The sequence below is a fragment of the Alloactinosynnema sp. L-07 genome, assembly GCF_900070365.1.
Classification (GTDB): Bacteria; Actinomycetota; Actinomycetes; order Mycobacteriales; family Pseudonocardiaceae; genus Actinokineospora.
Map to the genome: position 1 here is coordinate 371,894 of NZ_LN850107.1, position 16,650 is coordinate 388,543.

A 16,650-nucleotide genomic window follows, 5' to 3' on the forward strand; every position below is an offset into this window, starting at 1 on the left:
GCTGCCCCTCCGTTGTCGTTTCAGGCGCCCACCGGCAGGTGGACCACGCCGCCCAAGGTCGCCAGCAGGCCCGGGTGTTGGGCGGCGAGCGCGCGCAGTTCGGCACTCGGGCGGCCATTCCGGTCGACCGGCCACTCGACCTGGGCCTGCACCATGACCACCCACCGGCGGCGCAAGGCCAGCAGGAGACCCTCCCGGTCGCCGAAGATCTCGGCGAACCCCGGCCGCCACGGCACCACGCCGTCGCGGGTGCGCTCCAGGTCGGCGGCCACCGACCGCAGTGTCGAGTAGTAGCTGTTGGTCTCGCTCCAGGTCATGGGGCACCGCCTTGGCTGGGTCCTGCCGTTCTTGTCAAAACGGTAGGCGCCGGACCGGGTCGAGCGCGTCGGTCCGTGGGACCCGCCGCGGCCTCCTTCCGTGGGCGGAGACCGACCCCCGCCCGTCGACGGATGGCGCCATCCCGGGGCGTACCTATCCTGGCTTCATGCTGGTGCTGCTGGAGCGAACCAAGGCCCGGATCGAGGAGGGCTGCGCGCGGGCGGGCGTGCCGTACCCGTGGTGGATCCCGCTGTTCTCGACGGTGTCGGTCGCCCTGATCACCCTCGGTGCCCTGGTCCAGCGTGACGCGCTGCTGCCGCCGACCTGGCTCGCAGTGGCCGGTCTGCTGGCGATCAGCCCGCTGCTGATGTGGTCGGTCGGGGGACGGCTGGTCCCGCCGATGGCCGAGTCGGTCCTCACCACCCTGGCGGTCGGCGTCCTGCTGCTCCAGCCCGTCGAGGCCGACTTCGCGCCGCTGCTGATGCCGGTCCTGGCCGCCGAGATGGCCGCCATGTACCGGCTGACCACCGCCGTGGCGGTGTCCGGGCCAGGGGTTGCGCTGTTGGTAGTCGCAGGCATCCGCGGCAGCCTGGACGCGGTACCGCTCTACATCGTGATCGTCGCGCTCGGCCTCTACGTCGGGGTCAGCCTGCGCTGGCAGATGCGGGCACTGGACGCCGAGCGGCTCAACCACGCCGCCGAGCAGGATCAGGCGGTGGCCGCCGAGCGCCAGCGCATCGCCCGCGAGGTGCACGACGTCGTCGGCCACTCGCTGAGCATCACCCTGCTGCACGTGACCGGCGCCCGGCACGCGCTGCAGCACGACTGCGACATCGCCGAGGCGGTGGAGGCGCTGACCGAGGCCGAACAGGTCGGCCGGGCCGCCATGCGCGACATCCGCCAGTCGGTCGGATTGCTCGGCGCCGACCGGTTCGGCACCGCGCCGCTGCCGGGCGCCGACCGGATCGCCGACCTGGTCGACAGCACCCGCGCGGCGGGGGTGGACGTGCGCTACCACGAGTCCGGCGATCTGTCCACAGTGGACGCCACGCGCGGCGCCGGGCTCTACCGGATCGCGCAGGAATCCCTTGCCAACATCGCCAAGCACGCCCCGTCCGCGTCGGCTTCGGTGCACCTCGCCACTGGGCCGGACCAGACCCGACTGACTATTCGCAACACCCTCCCGACCGCCGTGCCGCGCACTTCGCGCGGTGCCGGACTCAGCGGCATGCGGACCCGAGCGGAGCAGCTCGGCGCGGTGCTGCACGCGGGGCCGCGGGAAGGGTGTTGGATCGTCGAGGTGACCGTGTCCGATCCCGCTCCGTCGCCGTCCTGCCCGCTGCGGCAGGTCGCCCCGTGACCGACGACCTCGTACGGGTCCTGCTCGTCGACGACCAGGAGCTGGTCCGCTCCGGCCTGCGCCGAATCCTGCGCCGCCGCGCGGGTTTCGCCATCGTCGCCGAGTGCGGCGACGGCGACGGCGTGCCCGCCGCGGTGGCCGCGCACGACATCGACGTGATAGTGATGGACCTGCGCATGAAGAACATCGACGGCATCGAGGCGACCCGGCGCCTCGGCGAGTCGGATCCGCCGGTCCTGGCGCTGACGACCTTCGATGACGACGACCTGCTGTCGGGCGTGCTGCGGGCGGGCGCCGCGGGGTTCATCCTCAAGGACTCCCCGGCCGAGGACCTGATCCGCGCCGTGCGCACGGTCGCGGCGGGGGAGAGCTGGCTCGATCCGACCGTCACCTCCCGGGTCCTCACCACGTACCGCAAGGCCGTGGCGCCCACCAACCACGGCCCCGCCGACCAGCTGACCCCGCGCGAGCGCGACGTCCTGCGGGCGATCGGGCGCGGGCTCACCAACGGCGAGATCGCCGAGGCCCTGTTCATCTCCGAGGTCACGGTGAAGAGCCACATCGGCCGGATCTTCGCCAAACTCGGGCTGCGCGACCGCGCGGCGGCCATCGTCTACGCCTTCGACCACGGGATCGTGTCGCCGGACAATCCGGTTGCTTGATCGTCGCCCTGTCTGGGCAGTGGCCGTGCCGAATCTGCTGGAACAGCGCGGCGAGCGGCGGGACGCCTCCCTCTGCGGAGGGAGACCAAATCTCACTCCGCAGAGGGATCCACCTCATCCTCCAGAGGGTGTTCCGCTCAGGTCGACATCGAAAGAATCGGTACTACCAAACAACTTCCGACAGGGGGACCAACAATGCGCACGGGAATGATCGCGGTCATCCTGCTCGCGATCGCGATATTGACCGCGGGCTCGGTGCAAGCCCAGCCGAGAACCGGCAACGCCATCCAACCGCGTTTCTCAGACCAGCCAGACCGAGGTCTCCGGCGGCAGCTGGTTGCCCTCCATCGGGCCGCTGGCCAGCAGGATCTCCCCGGGCGGCAGCGGAACCGGCGCCGCCGAGGTGTTCAGCGCGCAGATCAACCCGCCCCCCTTGCGGCGGAAGGCGAAGCAGCCGGGGGGCGCCCCGTACCACTCCAGCTCCTCACCGCCGAAGGCTCCCGAGGTCTTGCGGATCTCCAGCGCGTGCCGGTAGAGCGACAGCATCGACTCCGGGTCCTCCAGCTGCGCCTCGACCGTCAGGCCCGCCCAGTGCGTCGGCATGGGCAGCCATGCCGCCCCGGCGCGGGAGAAGCCGAACGACGGGATCTCGCCCTCCCATGGCAACGGCACCCGGCAGCCGTCGCGGCCGCGTTCGGTGTGGCCGGAGCGCTCCCACACCGGGTCCTGCAGGGCCCAGTCCGGCAGGTCGACGTTGGGCAGGCCCAGTTCCTCGCCGTTGTAGATGAAGGTGACGCCCGGCAGTGCCAGCTCGACCAGGGCCATGGCCCGCGCGCGCCGGGTGCCGAGGTCGCCGCCGCCGTAGCGGGTGACGTGGCGGACGACGTCGTGGTTGGACAGGGTCCAGGTCGGTGCCGCGCCGGTGGCCTGCACCGCGGTCAGCGAGCGGTCGATGGCCCGGCGCACGGAGTCGGCGTCGAAGTCGGCCTCGACGAGCTTGAAGTTGAAGCCAAGGTGCAGCTCGTCGGGTCGGACGTAGAAGGCGAACCGGTCGTCGCGCTCCACCCAGATCTCGCCGACGGCCATCGTGCCCGGGTACCCGTCGAGGACCTTGCGGATCAGCCGGTGGATGTCGTGCACGCCGTCGTTGTCGAACCGCGGGTCGACCACGTCGTGCGACTGCGTGCCCGCCATGATCGCGACCGCGTTCGGGTCCATGTCGGGCAGCCCGGCGGGCTTGGCCATGCCGTGCGCGACGTCGATGCGGAAGCCGTCGACGCCGCGGTCGAGCCAGAAGCGCAGCGTCTGCACGAGGTCCGCGCGGACCTCGGAGTCGTCCCAGTTCAGGTCCGGCTGCTGCGGGGCGAACAGGTGCAGATACCACTGCCCGTCGGGCACCCGCGTCCACGCGGGCCCGCCGAAGACACTGGTCCAGTTGTTCGGCGGCAGCGAGCCGCCATGGCCCTGGCCGTCGCGGAAGAGGTACCGGCCGCGCTCGCGGCTGCCCGGGGCGGACCGCAGCGCCTGCTGGAACCACACGTGCTGGTCGCTGGTGTGGTTGGGGACCAGGTCGATGGTGACCTTGAGCCCGTGGCCGTGCGCGTCGGCGACGAGCGCGTCGAAGGCGGCGAGGTCGCCGAAGAGCGGGTCGACGTCTCGGGGGTCGGCCACGTCGTAGCCGTGGTCGGCCATGGGGGAGCGGAAGAACGGCGTGAGCCACAGCGCGTCGACGCCGAGCAGCTCCAGATAGCCCAGCCGCGAGCGGATGCCCTCCAGGTCACCGACGCCGTCGCCGTCGCTGTCGGCGAAGGAACGCACGTAGATCTGGTAGAACACCGCGTTCTGCCACCACGGCAGCGCGCCTTCGTCCATCGAGTCCCCGGTTCGTCGCACGATCGTCAATCCTGCCATTCGCCGGTGTCGGACTCCCCGAAGTCCGAGAAATGATCAATTCCTCACAAGATCAGACCCAGCTGTTGAGCATGCTGTTGGCGGCCATCTCCAGGTACTGCCACAGCTGTTCGCGGTGCTGCGGGGCCAGCCCGGCCTCGTCCACCGCGATGCGCATGCACTTCAGCCAAGCATCCCGCTCCAGCGGCCCGATGGTGAAGGGCTGGTGACGCATCCGCAGCCGAGGATGCCCACGCTCTTCGGAGTACGTGTGCGGGCCACCCCAGTACTGCATCAGGAACAGCCGCAGCCGGTCCTCCGCCGGGCCAAGGTCCTTCTCCGGGTAGAGCGGGAGCAGGACCTCGTCCTTGGCGACCTCGACATAGAACCGGTGCACGATCCGGCGGAAGGTTTCCTCGCCGCCGATCGCGTCGTAGAAGTTCTCGGGGGTGCCCACGTCACCCATCCTCCCGCACGCCCACCTAGACGGGGGGAGGGGGCAACAGTCGGTTGAGCGGCGCGGGCACGCCCCCCTCCTCTACCGCGGCCATCGCCTTGGCCCGAAGCGCGCGCTGGACGGCGAACTGCTTGCCCGGCCGCACCTTCACCGTCATCCGGATCGTGATGCTCTCCGGGGTGACCTTCTCGACACCGAGCACCTCGGGCGGCTCGATCACCGAGTCCTTGAACTGCTCGTCGGCGACGACCTCGCCCGCGACCCTGGTGAGGATCTCGGTGACCTGGTCGACGTCGGCGCCGTAGCCGACGGCCAGGTCGAGCGTGGCCACCGCGAAGCCCTGGCTGGAGTTGCCGACGCGGAGGATCTCGCCGTTGCGGACGTACCAGACGGTGCCGTTGATGTCGCGCAGCGTGGTGATCCGCAGGCCGACGGCCTCGATGGTGCCCTTGGCCTCGCCGAGGTCGACGACGTCGCCGACGCCGTACTGGTCCTCCAGCATCATGAAGATGCCGGACAGGAAGTCCTTGACGAGGTTCTGCGCGCCGAAGCCGAGCGCCACGCCGACGATGCCCGCCGAGGCGATGATCGGCGCCAGGTTCACGCCCAGCTCGCCGAGGGCGAGGATGAAGGCCAAACCGTAGACGACGAAGCTGACGACGGACTTGAGCACCGAGCCGATCGTCTTGGCGCGTTGGGCCCGCCGGTCGGACAGCAGCGCGCCAAGGGCTTGCGGCGCGCGTTCGCGCAACGGCCGCAGCAGCGCGGGCATCTTGCCCTTGCCCGAGGTCAGCCGGTCGATCAGGCGGTGCACCAGCAGCCGGATCAGGAACGCGATCACCAAGATCATGACGATCTTCAGCGGCTTGGCGACCAGCCAGTTCGCGGACGCGGCCAGCCAGTTGTTCCCGGTCAGGTTGTAGACCTGGGTGCACCAGGCGTCGGTGCATTTCGGGGGTTCGAGTGCGAACGGGATCTGGTTCATCGGCGCCGACGATAGCCACGTCCGGCGCGGCCGTCGAAGGGGGTGTTCATCATCTTTTCGCGTCGACATGAGGGACACGTCACATAACACACGTGCGTTTCGGGGTGGATCTGTGGTCGACTTACGTCAGCACCGTGGAGGTGGTCGAGTGCCAGACCGACAACCGACCTCTCTCGGCGCGCCCTTCGGGCACGCGCCGAGGACGACGTTGTGCTCGAATCCGGGCGCCGTTCTGAGCTCAGCTCGCGCGCCCACACCGCTTCCGGGACCGCTGCCGTCGTGGGGAAGGCGTCGGGTCCTGCTGCTCAACACGACCTTCGAACCGCTTACGGCGCTTCCGCTGCGCCGCGCGGTGGTGCTGGTGGTGTGCGGCAAGGCCGAGGTCGTGCACGGTGACCCGGCGGGCCTGGTGGTGCATTCGGCGACGTCGAGCGTGCTGGTGCCGTCGGTCATCCGCTTGAGCAACTACGTCCGCGTGCCCTACCGGGGCCGGGTACCGCTCACCCGCGCCGGGCTGATGCACCGCGACCGCTACCGCTGCGCCTACTGCGGGGGCCGGGCCGAGACGATCGATCACGTGATCCCGCGCAGCCGCGGCGGCCAGCACACGTGGCAGAACTGCGTGGCGTGCTGCGCCAGGTGCAACCACCGCAAGGCCGACAAGCTGCTCACCGAGCTGGGCTGGCGCTTACGGGTGGTGCCCAACGCGCCGCGTGGGCCGCACTGGCGGTTGCTGGCCGGGGTGACCGACGCCGATCCGCTCTGGCTGCCCTACCTCGGGGAGCCCGCCGCCTAAGCGGTGACGCGGGTGCCCCGGGTGACGCGCGTGCCCGCCGTGACCCTGGTGCCCCGCGTGACGCGGGTGCCCCGCTCCTGCGCCGTGACGCGCGTGCCCCTGGTGACCCGGGTGCCGCGGTCCTCCGCCGTGACGCGGGTACCCCGCGTGACGCGGGTGCCGCGGTCCTCGCTGGTGACCCGGGTACCCCTAGTGACCCTTGTGCCGCACGTCACGCGGGTGCCGGGCTCGACCGCCGTGACGCGCGTCCCCCTCGTCACCCGCGTCCCCCTCGTCACGCGGGTACCCGCGGTGACCCGGGTGCCCCTGGTGACGCGGGTTCCTTGGCTCAGCACCAGTACAGACTCGTCCATTCGGGTGACAACAATGGCGGTGGCGTCGGAAGAAGTCGTGTACATGGAGTGTCCTCCTGGGGCGGTCGCACTACAGAACGATGGTCGATCGACTGCGCAAGAGCCGTACAGGTGAAAGCTATGACCCTGCTGCGTAACCGACAAGACGTCAACCCGCTGTATGCGGTCACATTTCCCCAGTTGAGGCCATTCGCTCCTCGCCGATAGGCCCAACGAGGTATGCGGGCGGACGTCACTCGGGTGAAGGGCGTTACCAGGAGAGCACCAACCGCTCACGCGCAGCGATCTTGAGCCGGTGGGATGACCGTCCATCCTGGTGGGAGCCTCGACGCGGCCCCGAGCCGTCGTCGGTTACCGTATCGCTTGTGACGCTCGTCGAGACCATTCTCGTCTTCGCGGTGATCCCGTTGGCCATTTACGGCCTGATCGCCCTGTTGACGCTGCGCGAAAACTTCGCCAAGACGCCGCGGTACCGCCCCGGTCAGGACTGGGAGCACCCGGCGGTCTGGTGGACGGCAAACCCGGCAGGTCTGGACGCGGGCCACGCCGCGATCACGGCCCACGCCGACGACTCGGCGCCTCGGCGCACGGCCAAGGGAGGTGCCCGTGGGAGCTGGTAGCACCGTCCACCACGAGGTGGGCGAACTCGCGGAGGACGTCGAACACGGCTACGGCGCCGTGGTGACCAACAGCGGCCGGATCTCGATCGCCCGTGCCAAGGAGGAGGAAGGCCCCGGCCTGCCCTTCACCCCGGTCCAGCTGACCCGCCTCGACGAAGCGCTGACCCTGTCGGCCCGCGCCACGGGCCTTGGCTTCAGCGTCTACCTCGGCGACCTCGGCGCCGACCCGCGCGAGCGCGCGGAGGAGTTGCACACCTCGATCGACGCGGGCTCCAGCGAGTCCATCCTGATCGCGGTGTCCCCCGGCGAGCGTCGTGTGGAGATCGTCACGGGCGAGGAGGCCGCCCGCCGCGTGGCCGACCGCGGCTGCAACCTGGCCATCATGAGCATGGTCGCCTCGTTCAAGGAGGGCGACCTGATCGGCGGCCTGGTGAGCGCCCTGCGCATGCTGAGCGACCAGGCGGGCTTCGCCCACAAGCGCTGAGCTGACTTGGAAGGCCCGGACCACGGCGGTCCGGGCCTTCGTCATGCCGGTGGCAGTCGAGGCCACACCAACTCGGCGACGGCCTTCGCCTTGGCGCACGCCTGGTCGTTGCTCTCGACGATCACTCGCGCCTGCTCATAGCCGCCGATCACCGCACGGCCCATGGACACGTGCTGGGTCACAATCGCGCAGCCGGAATCGGTTCGGTCGATCACCGACAGCCTGCCCGCGACGGTCAGTTCATTCGGCTTGGCGCTCGCGGACGTGAGCGCGGGCCCGGTGGCGAACAGCACTCGCAGGTCGTTTCCCACCGCGCAACTGTGCCGGGAAGGTGAGGGCCACGGGGTCTTCCCCGGGCCGGATGACATGGCGATCACGGCGGGGGTGAACATCGAGCAGGGATCGATTCCGCGCAGCGACCGTTCGCCCTGAAACGCTCGTGGGACCGGTTTCCCTATCCTGACGGCTATCGCCCGCGCGGTGCCCGCCGCGATCTCGCACGCCCTGGGTCCGCCCGGTGTCACGGCGATGCGGAACGTCACGCCGTCGGCGAGCTGAAGCCATTGATCGTGCAGCCGGACAGCAGCAAGATCAGGCCGATGATCGCGGCCTTGCGCATCGTTCCCCCAAGAAGAACGGGAGCCACCGCGATGACTCCACAGTAGACAATCCGCATCAGTACCCGTTGAACTCCCGGGTCGCCAGGGCGCACACGATGCCAGCGCGGCTTTCATAGACAACCGGCGCAAACACAGGCGTTTCCCAGCGCGGAACAGCACCGCAACCGTCCAGCACCGGTCGATCCGCCGCAATGACGGCGTGGGGGTTGGATCCGGGCTGTGACTTCGGCGACCACGCAGGCGATCTAGTGATCCGAGACCGAGATCTGCACGTCTCACCGCTGATGAAACGGAGGCAGACGCCGGCCGCCCTCGGCGTTTTCCTTGCGATACTTGCCCGCAGTTGATCGTCGGATCGTCGAGCAGGCTCCCCCGGTCGAACCAGCCCAGCCGCGCGCCGGAAGCGGAGTCGATCGCCATGGCATCCCGGTCTGCTGAATTGGGTGAAGTGGTTTTCCGACATCATGATCAGGTCCCCGAACTCGACCATGCCCGCGTCGAGTTGATGGGCACAGGAGCCCAGCCTGTTCGACGGGATTGCACGGCGTTCGTGCAGCCGGACAGCAGCAGCGTCAGCCCGATGATGGTGGACTTGCGCATCTTTCCCCCAAGAGAAACGGGGAGCCACCGCGGTGGCTCCCCGTCGATCAAACCAAAATCAGGACCCGTCGAACTCCCGGGCCGCCAAGGCGCGCACGATGCCCGCGCGGCCCTCAGAGACCAACCGGCGCAAAGCGGGCGGGTTTTCGCCCTCCAGCCACTTGTCCGAGGCCGCCACCGTCGACTGCGCGACCGACCACGCCGGGTACAGGCCCAGCGCGACCGACTGGGCGCGTTCGCTCGACCGGCGGGCCCACACGTCGGCCACGTCGGCGAAGTAGCGGTCGGCGTAGGTGGCCAGCAGGGCGCGCTGGGCCGGGTGGGAGAAGCCGCTGATGATGGCCTCGTTGATCGCGTTGGGCAGCTCGTCGTCGTGTACCGCCCGCCGCCAGGCCTCGGACTTGGCCTCGTCGGTGGGGGTCAGGGCGCGCGCCCGCTCGGCCTGGCGCTGGCCGGTGGCCGTCGAGTCGGTCTTCAGTTCCGCGTCGATTTCCGTCTCGCCCGCCGCGCCGTGGGCGACCAGGGCGTGCAGGAGGCGCCAACGCAGGTCGGTGTCGACCACGAGACCCGCCAGCGGCGCCGAGCCGTCCAGCCAGCCGCGCAGAGTGGCCAGCTTCTCCTTGGACAGCACCGATCCCGCGAGCGAGTTGACGAACGCGAGCTGGTGGTCGGAGCCCGGCTCGGCCGCGGTGGCCAGTTCCATGATCCGGTCGGTGAACTCCTGCCAGCCGCGCGGCACCCAGGTCGGGTCGGCGTAGGAGCCGATGGCGGTCTGGGCCTGCAGCAGCAGCCGCTGCACGACGCCGACCTCGCTCTCGGCGGCGAGGCCGTGGCAGACCAGGGTGACGAAGTCGCGGGCCTTCAACTCGGCCTCGCGGGTCATCTCCCAGGCCGCCGACCAGCACAGGGTGCGCGGCAGCGGCTCGGTGATGTCGCCGATCCGGTCGATCAGGGTGGTCAGCGAGCCCGCGTCCAGACGCATCGTGCAGTAGGTCAGGTCGTCGTCGTTGACCAGCACGAGCTTGCCCTGCGGCACGCCGACGAGCTCGTCGACGACCGTCCGCTCGCCCTCGACGTCGATCTCGACGCGGTGGGTGCGCAGGAGCATGCCGTCCTGGTCGTCATAGACGCCGATGGCGATGCGGTGCGTGCGCAGCTCGCCCTTGCCGGGCTTCGCCCCGCCCTGCACCACGGCGAACTCGGTGAACTTGCCGTCCGCGTCGACCTCGAAGCGGGGGCGCAGCGAGTTCAGACCCGTCGTCTCCAGCCATTGCGCGCTCCACCACGACAGGTCGCGGCCCGACGCCTCCTCCAGCGCGCCCAGCAGGTCGGCCAGGGTGGCGTTGCCCCACGCGTGCTTGTCGAAGTACACCCGCAGCCCGGACAGGAAGTTGTCCAAGCCCACGTAGGCCACCAGCTGCTTGAGGACGCTGGCGCCCTTGGCGTAGGTGATGCCGTCGAAGTTGACCTCGACGGCCTGCACGTCCGGGATGTCCGCGGCGACCGGGTGGGTCGACGGGAGCTGGTCCTGCCGGTAGGCCCACGACTTCTCGATGTTGGCGAAGCTGGTCCACGCGTGCACGTACTCGGTCGCCTCGGCCTGCGCGAGCACCGACGCCCAGGTGGCGAAGGACTCGTTGAGCCACAGGTCGTCCCACCAGCGCATGGTGACCAGGTCGCCGAACCACATGTGCGCCATCTCGTGCAGCACGGTCTCGCAGCGGCGCTCGTAGGCGTAGCGGGTGACGCGGCTGCGGAAGACGTAATCCTCCAGGAACGTCACGCAGCCCGCGTTCTCCATCGCGCCCGCGTTGAACTCCGGCACGAAGGCCTGGTCGTACTTGCCGAACGGGTACGGCACACCGAAGTTGCGGTGGAAGAAGTCGAAGCCCTGCTTGGTCTCGGTGAACAGGCGCTCGGCGTCCATGTGCTCGGCCAGCGAGGCGCGGCAGTAGATGCCCAGCGGGATCGTGGAGGTGTCGTCGCGATACTCGTCGCGCCACTCCGCGTACGGACCCGCGACGAGCGCGACAAGGTAGGTCGACATGCGCTCGGTGGTGGTGAACACATGCCGCGCCGCGCCGTTGGCGCCACCCTCGATATCCGTGACTGACGCGGCCGCCGCGTTGGAGATCACCTTCCAGCCCTTCGGCGCGGTCACTGTGACGTGGTACGCGGCCTTGAGGTCGGGCTGGTCGAAGCAGGCGAACATGCGCTTGGCGTCGGCGGTCTCGAACTGGGTGTAGAGGTAGACGCCTTTGTCCACCGGGTCGACGAAGCGGTGCAGGCCCTCGCCGGTGTTGGTGTAGTCACACGTGGCCACGACAGTCAGCTCGTTGGCCTCGGCCAGGTCGGTCAGTGCCAGACCTTCGTCCTCGGTGAACCCGGACACGTCCAGCGCCCTGCCGTTGAGCTCGGCGGACTCGACCCGGCCGACCAGGTCGATGAACGTGTGAGCACCGCTCTCCCTGGCGGTGAACCGGACCGTGGAGCGGGAGGAGAATGTCGACTCGCCGGGCTGGCCGATGCCATCGGTGAGGTCGAGCTCGATGGCGTACGACTCCACCTCCAGCAGCGCGGCGCGCTGTTGGGCTTGGTCTCGGGTCAGGTTGGGCGCGGCCACGGAACACCTCGGTGGGCTCGTTGGTAGGAACTTCTGGACGTCTCTCTTGCAGCCCGACTTCGGAACTGACAATCGCATCCAATCACGCCGGGGGCCCCGAAGGTGTCGAAGAGTCCACGGGAAGGTTTCGGGGTGGGTCGCGGTTGGGGTGGAAAGGGGCATAGGCCTCCGCCGAACAGGTGACGACACCCGACGTGGGGAAAACATTCATGACTGCGACCAAGGTCGACTTCTACTTCGACCCGGCCTGCCCGTTCGCCTGGATCACCTCGCGCTGGATCCTCGAAGTGGAGAAGCACCGCGAGCTGGACCTCGACTTCCGCGTGATGAGCCTGTCGGTGCTCAACACCGGACGTGATCTTCCTGACGACTACCGCGAACTCCTGGACCGCGCGTGGGGTCCGGTCCGCGTCGCCATCGCCGCCGCGCAGGCCCATGGCGACGAGGTCCTGCGCGACCTCTACACCGCGCTGGGTACCCGGATCCACAACGAGGGCAACTCCGACTACGCCGTGGTGATCAAGGAGGCGCTGGCCGAGGTCGGCCTGCCAGCCGAGCTCGCCGACGCCGCCACCAGCACCGAGTTCGACGAGGCGCTCAAGGCCAGCCACCACCGCGGCATGGACCCGGTCGGCTCGGACGTGGGTACCCCGACCATCCACATCGACGGGGTCGCGTTCTTCGGCCCCGTCCTCACCTCGATCCCGCGCGGCGAGGACGCGGTCAAGGTCTTCGACGGCGCGCGGCTGCTCGCGGGCTACCCGGACTTCTTCGAGCTCAAGCGCACCCGAACCGGCGACCTGAACTTCACCTGATGCACCTCCGGGCGGGTATGACACGCTGGGCGGTGCCCTGAGTGTCATACCCGCGTTATGGAGGAGCCATGGCCGCACCCGTCACCACCCGCACCGGCCACGTGATCGGCGGTCAGCTGATCGACGCCGGGAGCGAGCGGATCGACGTGGTCAACCCGGCCACCGAGGAGGTCATCGCCTCGGTCCCGGCGGGCACCGCGGCCGATGTCGACGCGGCCGTCGGCGCCGCTACCGCCGCGCTGGCGGCCTGGTCGGCGACCAGCCCGGCCGAGCGCGCCGCCGCCGTGCGCCGGGTGTCCGACGGCATCGCCGCGCGCCGCGACGAGTTGGCCGCGACGATCACCGCGGAGATGGGCTCGCCGATCACCTTCGCCACCAAGGTCCAGGCCTCGCTGCCCGCCGCGACGTCGAAGGCCATCGCCGACCTGATCGACAACGGCTACGCCTTCGCCGAAGAGGTCGGGAACTCGCTGGTGCTGCGCGAGCCGGTCGGCGTGGTCGGCGCGATCACGCCGTGGAACTACCCGCTGCACCAGATCGTCGCCAAGGTCGCCCCCGCGCTGGCCGCCGGGAACACCGTGGTGCTCAAGCCGAGCGAGGTCGCCCCGCTCAACGCCAACCTGTTCCTGGAGATCCTCGCCGAGGCCGGGATCCCCGACGGCGTGGTGAACCTGGTGCACGGCACGGGCGCCGTGGTGGGTGCGGCGATCTCCGCGCACCCCGGCGTCGACATGGTGTCGTTCACCGGGTCGACCGCCGCGGGCAAGCTGGTGTCGGTCGCCGCGGCCGAGACGGTCAAGAAGGTCGCGCTGGAGCTGGGCGGCAAGTCCGCCAACGTGATCCTCGACGACGCCGACCTGGCCAAGGCCGTGAAGATCGGCGTCGCCAACACCTACATCAACGGCGGCCAGACCTGCACCGCGTGGACGCGCATGCTCGTCCCGGCCGCGCTGCACGACCAGGCCGTCGAACTCGCCGCGGCCGCCGCGGCGAAGTACGCCGTGGGCGACCCGACCGACGAGTCCACCCGGATCGGCCCGATGTCCTCCCTCGCCCAACGCGACCGCGTCCTGGACTACATCGAGGTGGGCGTCGCCGAGGGCGCGTCCCTGGCCTTCCGCGCCACCGACCTGCCCGAGCGCGGCGCGTATGTGCCGCCGACGGTGTTCGCGAACGTTCGGCCGGACATGCGTATCGCGCAGGAGGAGATCTTCGGCCCGGTGCTGTCGATCCTCCCGTACGCCGACGAGGACGAGGCCGTCTCGATCGCCAACGCGACGATCTATGGACTCGCGGGCGCGGTGTTCTCCGCCGACCAGGACCGCGCGATGGCGGTGGCCAAGCGGCTGCGCACCGGCCAGGTCGACGTCAACGGCGGCGCGTTCAACGCCGTGGCGCCCTTCGGCGGCTACAAGCAGTCCGGCAACGGCCGCGAACTCGGCCGCTACGGCATCGATGAGTTCACCGAGGTCAAGTCAATCCAGAGATAAGGCGTCACGCTGCGCTCGGACGAAGTCGGCGTCCACCGGTTCACCATGGCCGGGGACGACGATCGCTGGGCGCAGCGCGAGAATCCCGTCGAGCAGAGCGGGCCATCGGTCCTGGTGGCTGTCCGGTCCGATCGACAGCGGCGCGCCCTGTTCGACGGTGTCTCCCGCGAAGACGACGCCCGCGTCCGGCACGTGGACGACCACGTCGTTGTCGGTGTGCCCCAAACCGAAGTGGATCAGCTCGACCGTGCGCCCGCCGAGTTCGAGGGTCGTGCTGTCGCCCGTTTCGTGATCGGGCAGCACGACCCGCGCGAGTTCGAGCCGTTCGGCCAGTTCGGGCTTGTCCACCGCCCGGTACTTCGCCGCCCACGACTCCACCTGCGCCCGCGCGTCGGCGGCGATGGCCTTCGCGCAGCGGGCGTGCGCCCACACGCGGGCGGGGAGGAACGCCTGCGTGCCAAGGAAATGGTCCCAGTGCGAGTGGGTGATCACGACGTCCCACGGCAGCGGCGTCACCGCGCGGACCGCCGCCGCCCACTCGGCGCCGTGCGCCTCGTCGGTCCCAGTGTCGATCACCAGGCAGCGCCCGGCGCCCACCACCAGGCCCAGCGTCTGGTCCAACTCCGGGTACCGGCGCGCGTAGACGCCGTCGGCCAGCTCGATCCACCTCATGGATCAGGTCTACACCACCAGTTCCGCGGACTTCGGCATCACCACGACTCCCGTCCACAGGGTGCGCGACACCGTCAGCGGTCGACCAGGATCACCTCGAACTGGGTCGCGGTCGGCGGCAGCCCGGTGTCGAACTTCGCGTTGACCACGGCGAGCCTGCCGCCATGCAGGGCCGCGGTGGTCGGGACCTGGAACAGCGGGTGGGTGATCGTCTTGGTCAGGGTGCCCGAGGACAGGTCTGGGCTCAGGCGCCACCGGGTCACCTTGTTGAGGAAGTTCTGCACCACCCACAGGTCTGGCCCGTTGAGCACGATCCCGTCGGCGTTGGCCACGTTGACCCCCGCCACGACCGCGCTGGCACCCGTCGCCGGGTCCACGGTGTAGATGGCCTGGTTGGCCGAGTGGGCCACGAGCAGGGTCTTGCCGTCGGCGGTGGCCTCGATGCCGTTGAGGTTGAAGGCGCCGGTGATCTGGCCCGCGGGGCCCGTCAATGTGAGGGTCTGGGCTGGGCCTGGGGTGCCCGTCGGGCTCACCGGCACGAAGTACAGGTGCGGCTGTACGGAGTCGGTGAACCACGCGCCGCCGTTGACGACCACGACGTCGTTGATCACGCCGCCGAGTTGGTAGGTGGCCACGTCGGCGCCGGTCGCGGCGTCGTAGACGTGGGCTTGACCGCCGAACCCGCCCGCGACGAACAGCAGGTCGGTGCGCTGGTCGTACTTCAGGCCCAGCGCCATCCGCCCGGCGGGCGCGTCGATGAGCAGCTCGGCGGTCCCACGCTGGAGATCGCCACGGAAGATGTCGCCGCCGAACAGGTCACCGGCGTAGAACGTGGCCCCGCGCCCGGTCGCGACCCCTTCGGCCGACGTCGCCCCCGGCAGCACGATCACCGCGTTCGCGGGTGCCGCGGACACCGGGACCACCGCCGCCACGATGAGCGTCGCCGCCAGCGGCAGAGCACGCCGGAGAACCTTCATGACCGCCTCCTCCTCGTCGGTGTGTCCATCATGGGCCGCGAACCCGGCCTATTCGACGGGTCATCCGGCCCCAATCAGCCAAGGGCGGCGGCCACCGCGCCCGCGATCGCGTTGACCTGCTCCTTGGCGCCCGCCGCCGACCGGCCGCGCTGGATCGACAGCAGGGCGATCGCGTACCGGCCGCTCAGCACGCCCGCCGAGTGCAGGTAGACCGCGTTGGGCCGGTAGAACATCCAGGCCTGTTTCCCGAACGCGTCCAGCCCGGGCCCGTTCAGCCCGAAGTCCTGGTCGAACCCGTCGGCGGCGGTGTCGGGCGCCGCGGCCAGCGCGGCGTGGATGAAGTCGCGGGCGGGCGAGGACTGGATATAGGCCTGCAGGCGGACGGCGTCGTCGGACGTCACCGTCGTCTCGCCCCACTCGGCCGGATCCTTCGGCGCCGAGGTGCCGGTCAGACCCGCCAGCCTCGCCACTCGCCCGATCGCGCCGTTCCCGTCGTGCAGCGACCACAGCGCGTTCATCGCCGTGTCGTCGCTGGCCGACAGCGCCCGCCACACCCGGTCCCGGTCGGCGGCCGACACCTCCCGCGACAGCACGTCGACCGCCACGATCATCTTGCTGATCGACGCGGAGAAGAACGGTCGGTCGCCGCCGTTCCCGGCCAGCCTGCCCGTGGTGAGGTCGAGCACCGACAGCCCGAGCGTGATCCGCCCGCCCGCCGCGCCCACCCCGGCCGCCACCGCGCCCGCGAGGTCGACCTCGGCAACCGGCGTCGCGGTCGGCGGCGGCGTAAACCGCACCACCGGGGCCGCGGCCTTGGGCTGGCAGATCGCGGCGGGCGGGATGGCCGTGGTGACCGCGAAGGCCACCGTCGTCAGCGCCACGGCCAGGACGGGACGGGTCATCGAGCGCACGTCCCCCAGACTCCATC

Annotated in this window: 18 protein-coding genes; 7 read left to right on the forward strand and 11 right to left on the reverse strand. The window is 70.0% G+C overall.

Annotated features, from left to right (window positions below):
* Nucleotides 1-20: 20 nt before the first annotated feature.
* On the reverse strand, nucleotides 21-317 hold the full coding sequence (locus BN1701_RS01790; protein ID WP_054044817.1) for a hypothetical protein: 297 nt from the start codon (nucleotides 315-317) through the stop codon (nucleotides 21-23).
* Nucleotides 318-484: 167 nt separating this feature from the next.
* On the opposite strand from BN1701_RS01790, the gene BN1701_RS01795 reads away from it, so the two are divergent.
* Nucleotides 485-1,678, forward strand: a complete 1,194-nt coding sequence (locus tag BN1701_RS01795) for a histidine kinase (RefSeq protein ID WP_054044819.1) — start codon at nucleotides 485-487, stop codon at nucleotides 1,676-1,678.
* Nucleotides 1,675-2,340: a response regulator transcription factor gene (locus BN1701_RS01800; protein ID WP_054044821.1), complete on the forward strand. Its 666-nt coding sequence runs from the start codon at nucleotides 1,675-1,677 to the stop codon at nucleotides 2,338-2,340. The genes BN1701_RS01795 and BN1701_RS01800 overlap by 4 nt, the downstream gene beginning before the upstream one ends.
* A 300-nt stretch (nucleotides 2,341-2,640) precedes the next feature.
* Here BN1701_RS01800 and BN1701_RS01805 read toward each other — a convergent pair whose 3' ends face one another.
* The 3 genes from BN1701_RS01805 to BN1701_RS01815 all read right to left on the reverse strand — a co-directional run bounded on the left by BN1701_RS01805 (nucleotide 2,641) and on the right by BN1701_RS01815 (nucleotide 5,672).
* On the reverse strand, nucleotides 2,641-4,212 hold the full coding sequence (locus tag BN1701_RS01805) for a glycoside hydrolase family 13 protein (protein WP_054044823.1): 1,572 nt from the start codon (nucleotides 4,210-4,212) through the stop codon (nucleotides 2,641-2,643).
* Between the two features lie 91 nt (nucleotides 4,213-4,303).
* Entirely contained in the window at nucleotides 4,304-4,696 is a 393-nt protein-coding gene (locus BN1701_RS01810) for a globin (protein ID WP_054044825.1), read from the reverse strand.
* A gap of 16 nt (nucleotides 4,697-4,712) precedes the next feature.
* Nucleotides 4,713-5,672 carry a mechanosensitive ion channel family protein gene (locus tag BN1701_RS01815; protein WP_054044828.1) on the reverse strand — a complete coding sequence of 320 codons (960 nt, stop codon included), beginning with the start codon at nucleotides 5,670-5,672 and terminating at the stop codon, nucleotides 4,713-4,715.
* Between the two features lie 148 nt (nucleotides 5,673-5,820).
* Between BN1701_RS01815 and BN1701_RS01820 the strand changes: the two genes are divergently transcribed.
* On the forward strand, nucleotides 5,821-6,468 hold the full coding sequence (locus tag BN1701_RS01820; protein ID WP_369800467.1) for an HNH endonuclease: 648 nt from the start codon (nucleotides 5,821-5,823) through the stop codon (nucleotides 6,466-6,468).
* On the opposite strand, the gene BN1701_RS01825 is transcribed toward BN1701_RS01820, so the two are convergent.
* The gene (locus tag BN1701_RS01825; protein WP_231949806.1) at nucleotides 6,465-6,821 is read right to left on the reverse strand and encodes a hypothetical protein; all 357 of its coding nucleotides are present in this window, start codon (nucleotides 6,819-6,821) and stop codon (nucleotides 6,465-6,467) included. The two genes, BN1701_RS01820 and BN1701_RS01825, sit on opposite strands and share 4 nt — an antisense overlap.
* 365 nt (nucleotides 6,822-7,186) lie before the next feature.
* Here BN1701_RS01825 and BN1701_RS01830 point away from each other — a divergent pair, with 365 nt between their 5' ends.
* Entirely contained in the window at nucleotides 7,187-7,441 is a 255-nt protein-coding gene (locus BN1701_RS01830) for a hypothetical protein (RefSeq protein ID WP_054044833.1), read from the forward strand.
* Nucleotides 7,428-7,925, forward strand: a complete 498-nt coding sequence (locus BN1701_RS01835; protein WP_082859607.1) for a DUF5130 family protein — start codon at nucleotides 7,428-7,430, stop codon at nucleotides 7,923-7,925. The genes BN1701_RS01830 and BN1701_RS01835 overlap by 14 nt, the downstream gene beginning before the upstream one ends.
* Nucleotides 7,926-7,966: 41 nt before the next feature.
* Here the strand turns inward: BN1701_RS01835 and BN1701_RS35160 are convergent, their stop codons facing one another.
* The 3 genes from BN1701_RS35160 to pepN form a co-directional block, all read right to left on the reverse strand.
* On the reverse strand, nucleotides 7,967-8,236 hold the full coding sequence (locus BN1701_RS35160) for a hypothetical protein (protein WP_157367725.1): 270 nt from the start codon (nucleotides 8,234-8,236) through the stop codon (nucleotides 7,967-7,969).
* A gap of 227 nt (nucleotides 8,237-8,463) precedes the next feature.
* Nucleotides 8,464-8,601 (reverse strand): hypothetical protein, encoded by a 138-nt coding sequence (locus BN1701_RS35165; protein ID WP_157367726.1) that lies wholly within the window; start codon nucleotides 8,599-8,601, stop codon nucleotides 8,464-8,466.
* A gap of 602 nt (nucleotides 8,602-9,203) precedes the next feature.
* On the reverse strand, nucleotides 9,204-11,768 hold the full coding sequence (gene pepN, locus BN1701_RS01845) for an aminopeptidase N (protein WP_054044839.1): 2,565 nt from the start codon (nucleotides 11,766-11,768) through the stop codon (nucleotides 9,204-9,206).
* Nucleotides 11,769-11,977: 209 nt separating this feature from the next.
* On the opposite strand from pepN, the gene BN1701_RS01850 reads away from it, so the two are divergent.
* Both BN1701_RS01850 and BN1701_RS01855 read left to right on the forward strand, forming a co-directional pair.
* Nucleotides 11,978-12,583 carry a disulfide bond formation protein DsbA gene (locus BN1701_RS01850; RefSeq protein WP_054044840.1) on the forward strand — a complete coding sequence of 202 codons (606 nt, stop codon included), beginning with the start codon at nucleotides 11,978-11,980 and terminating at the stop codon, nucleotides 12,581-12,583.
* Nucleotides 12,584-12,651: 68 nt separating this feature from the next.
* A complete protein-coding gene (locus BN1701_RS01855) occupies nucleotides 12,652-14,073 on the forward strand; it encodes an aldehyde dehydrogenase family protein (protein ID WP_054044842.1) in 1,422 nt (473 codons plus the stop codon).
* Here the strand turns inward: BN1701_RS01855 and BN1701_RS01860 are convergent.
* The 3 genes from BN1701_RS01860 to BN1701_RS01870 all read right to left on the reverse strand — a co-directional run bounded on the left by BN1701_RS01860 (nucleotide 14,059) and on the right by BN1701_RS01870 (nucleotide 16,624).
* A complete protein-coding gene (locus tag BN1701_RS01860) occupies nucleotides 14,059-14,745 on the reverse strand; it encodes an MBL fold metallo-hydrolase (RefSeq protein WP_054044844.1) in 687 nt (228 codons plus the stop codon). The genes BN1701_RS01855 and BN1701_RS01860 overlap by 15 nt on opposite strands.
* Before the next feature lie 74 nt (nucleotides 14,746-14,819).
* The gene (locus BN1701_RS01865) at nucleotides 14,820-15,722 is read right to left on the reverse strand and encodes an SMP-30/gluconolactonase/LRE family protein (protein WP_054044846.1); all 903 of its coding nucleotides are present in this window, start codon (nucleotides 15,720-15,722) and stop codon (nucleotides 14,820-14,822) included.
* Between the two features lie 74 nt (nucleotides 15,723-15,796).
* Nucleotides 15,797-16,624 carry a hypothetical protein gene (locus BN1701_RS01870; RefSeq protein ID WP_054044848.1) on the reverse strand — a complete coding sequence of 276 codons (828 nt, stop codon included), beginning with the start codon at nucleotides 16,622-16,624 and terminating at the stop codon, nucleotides 15,797-15,799.
* Between the last annotated feature and the right edge of the window lie 26 nt (nucleotides 16,625-16,650).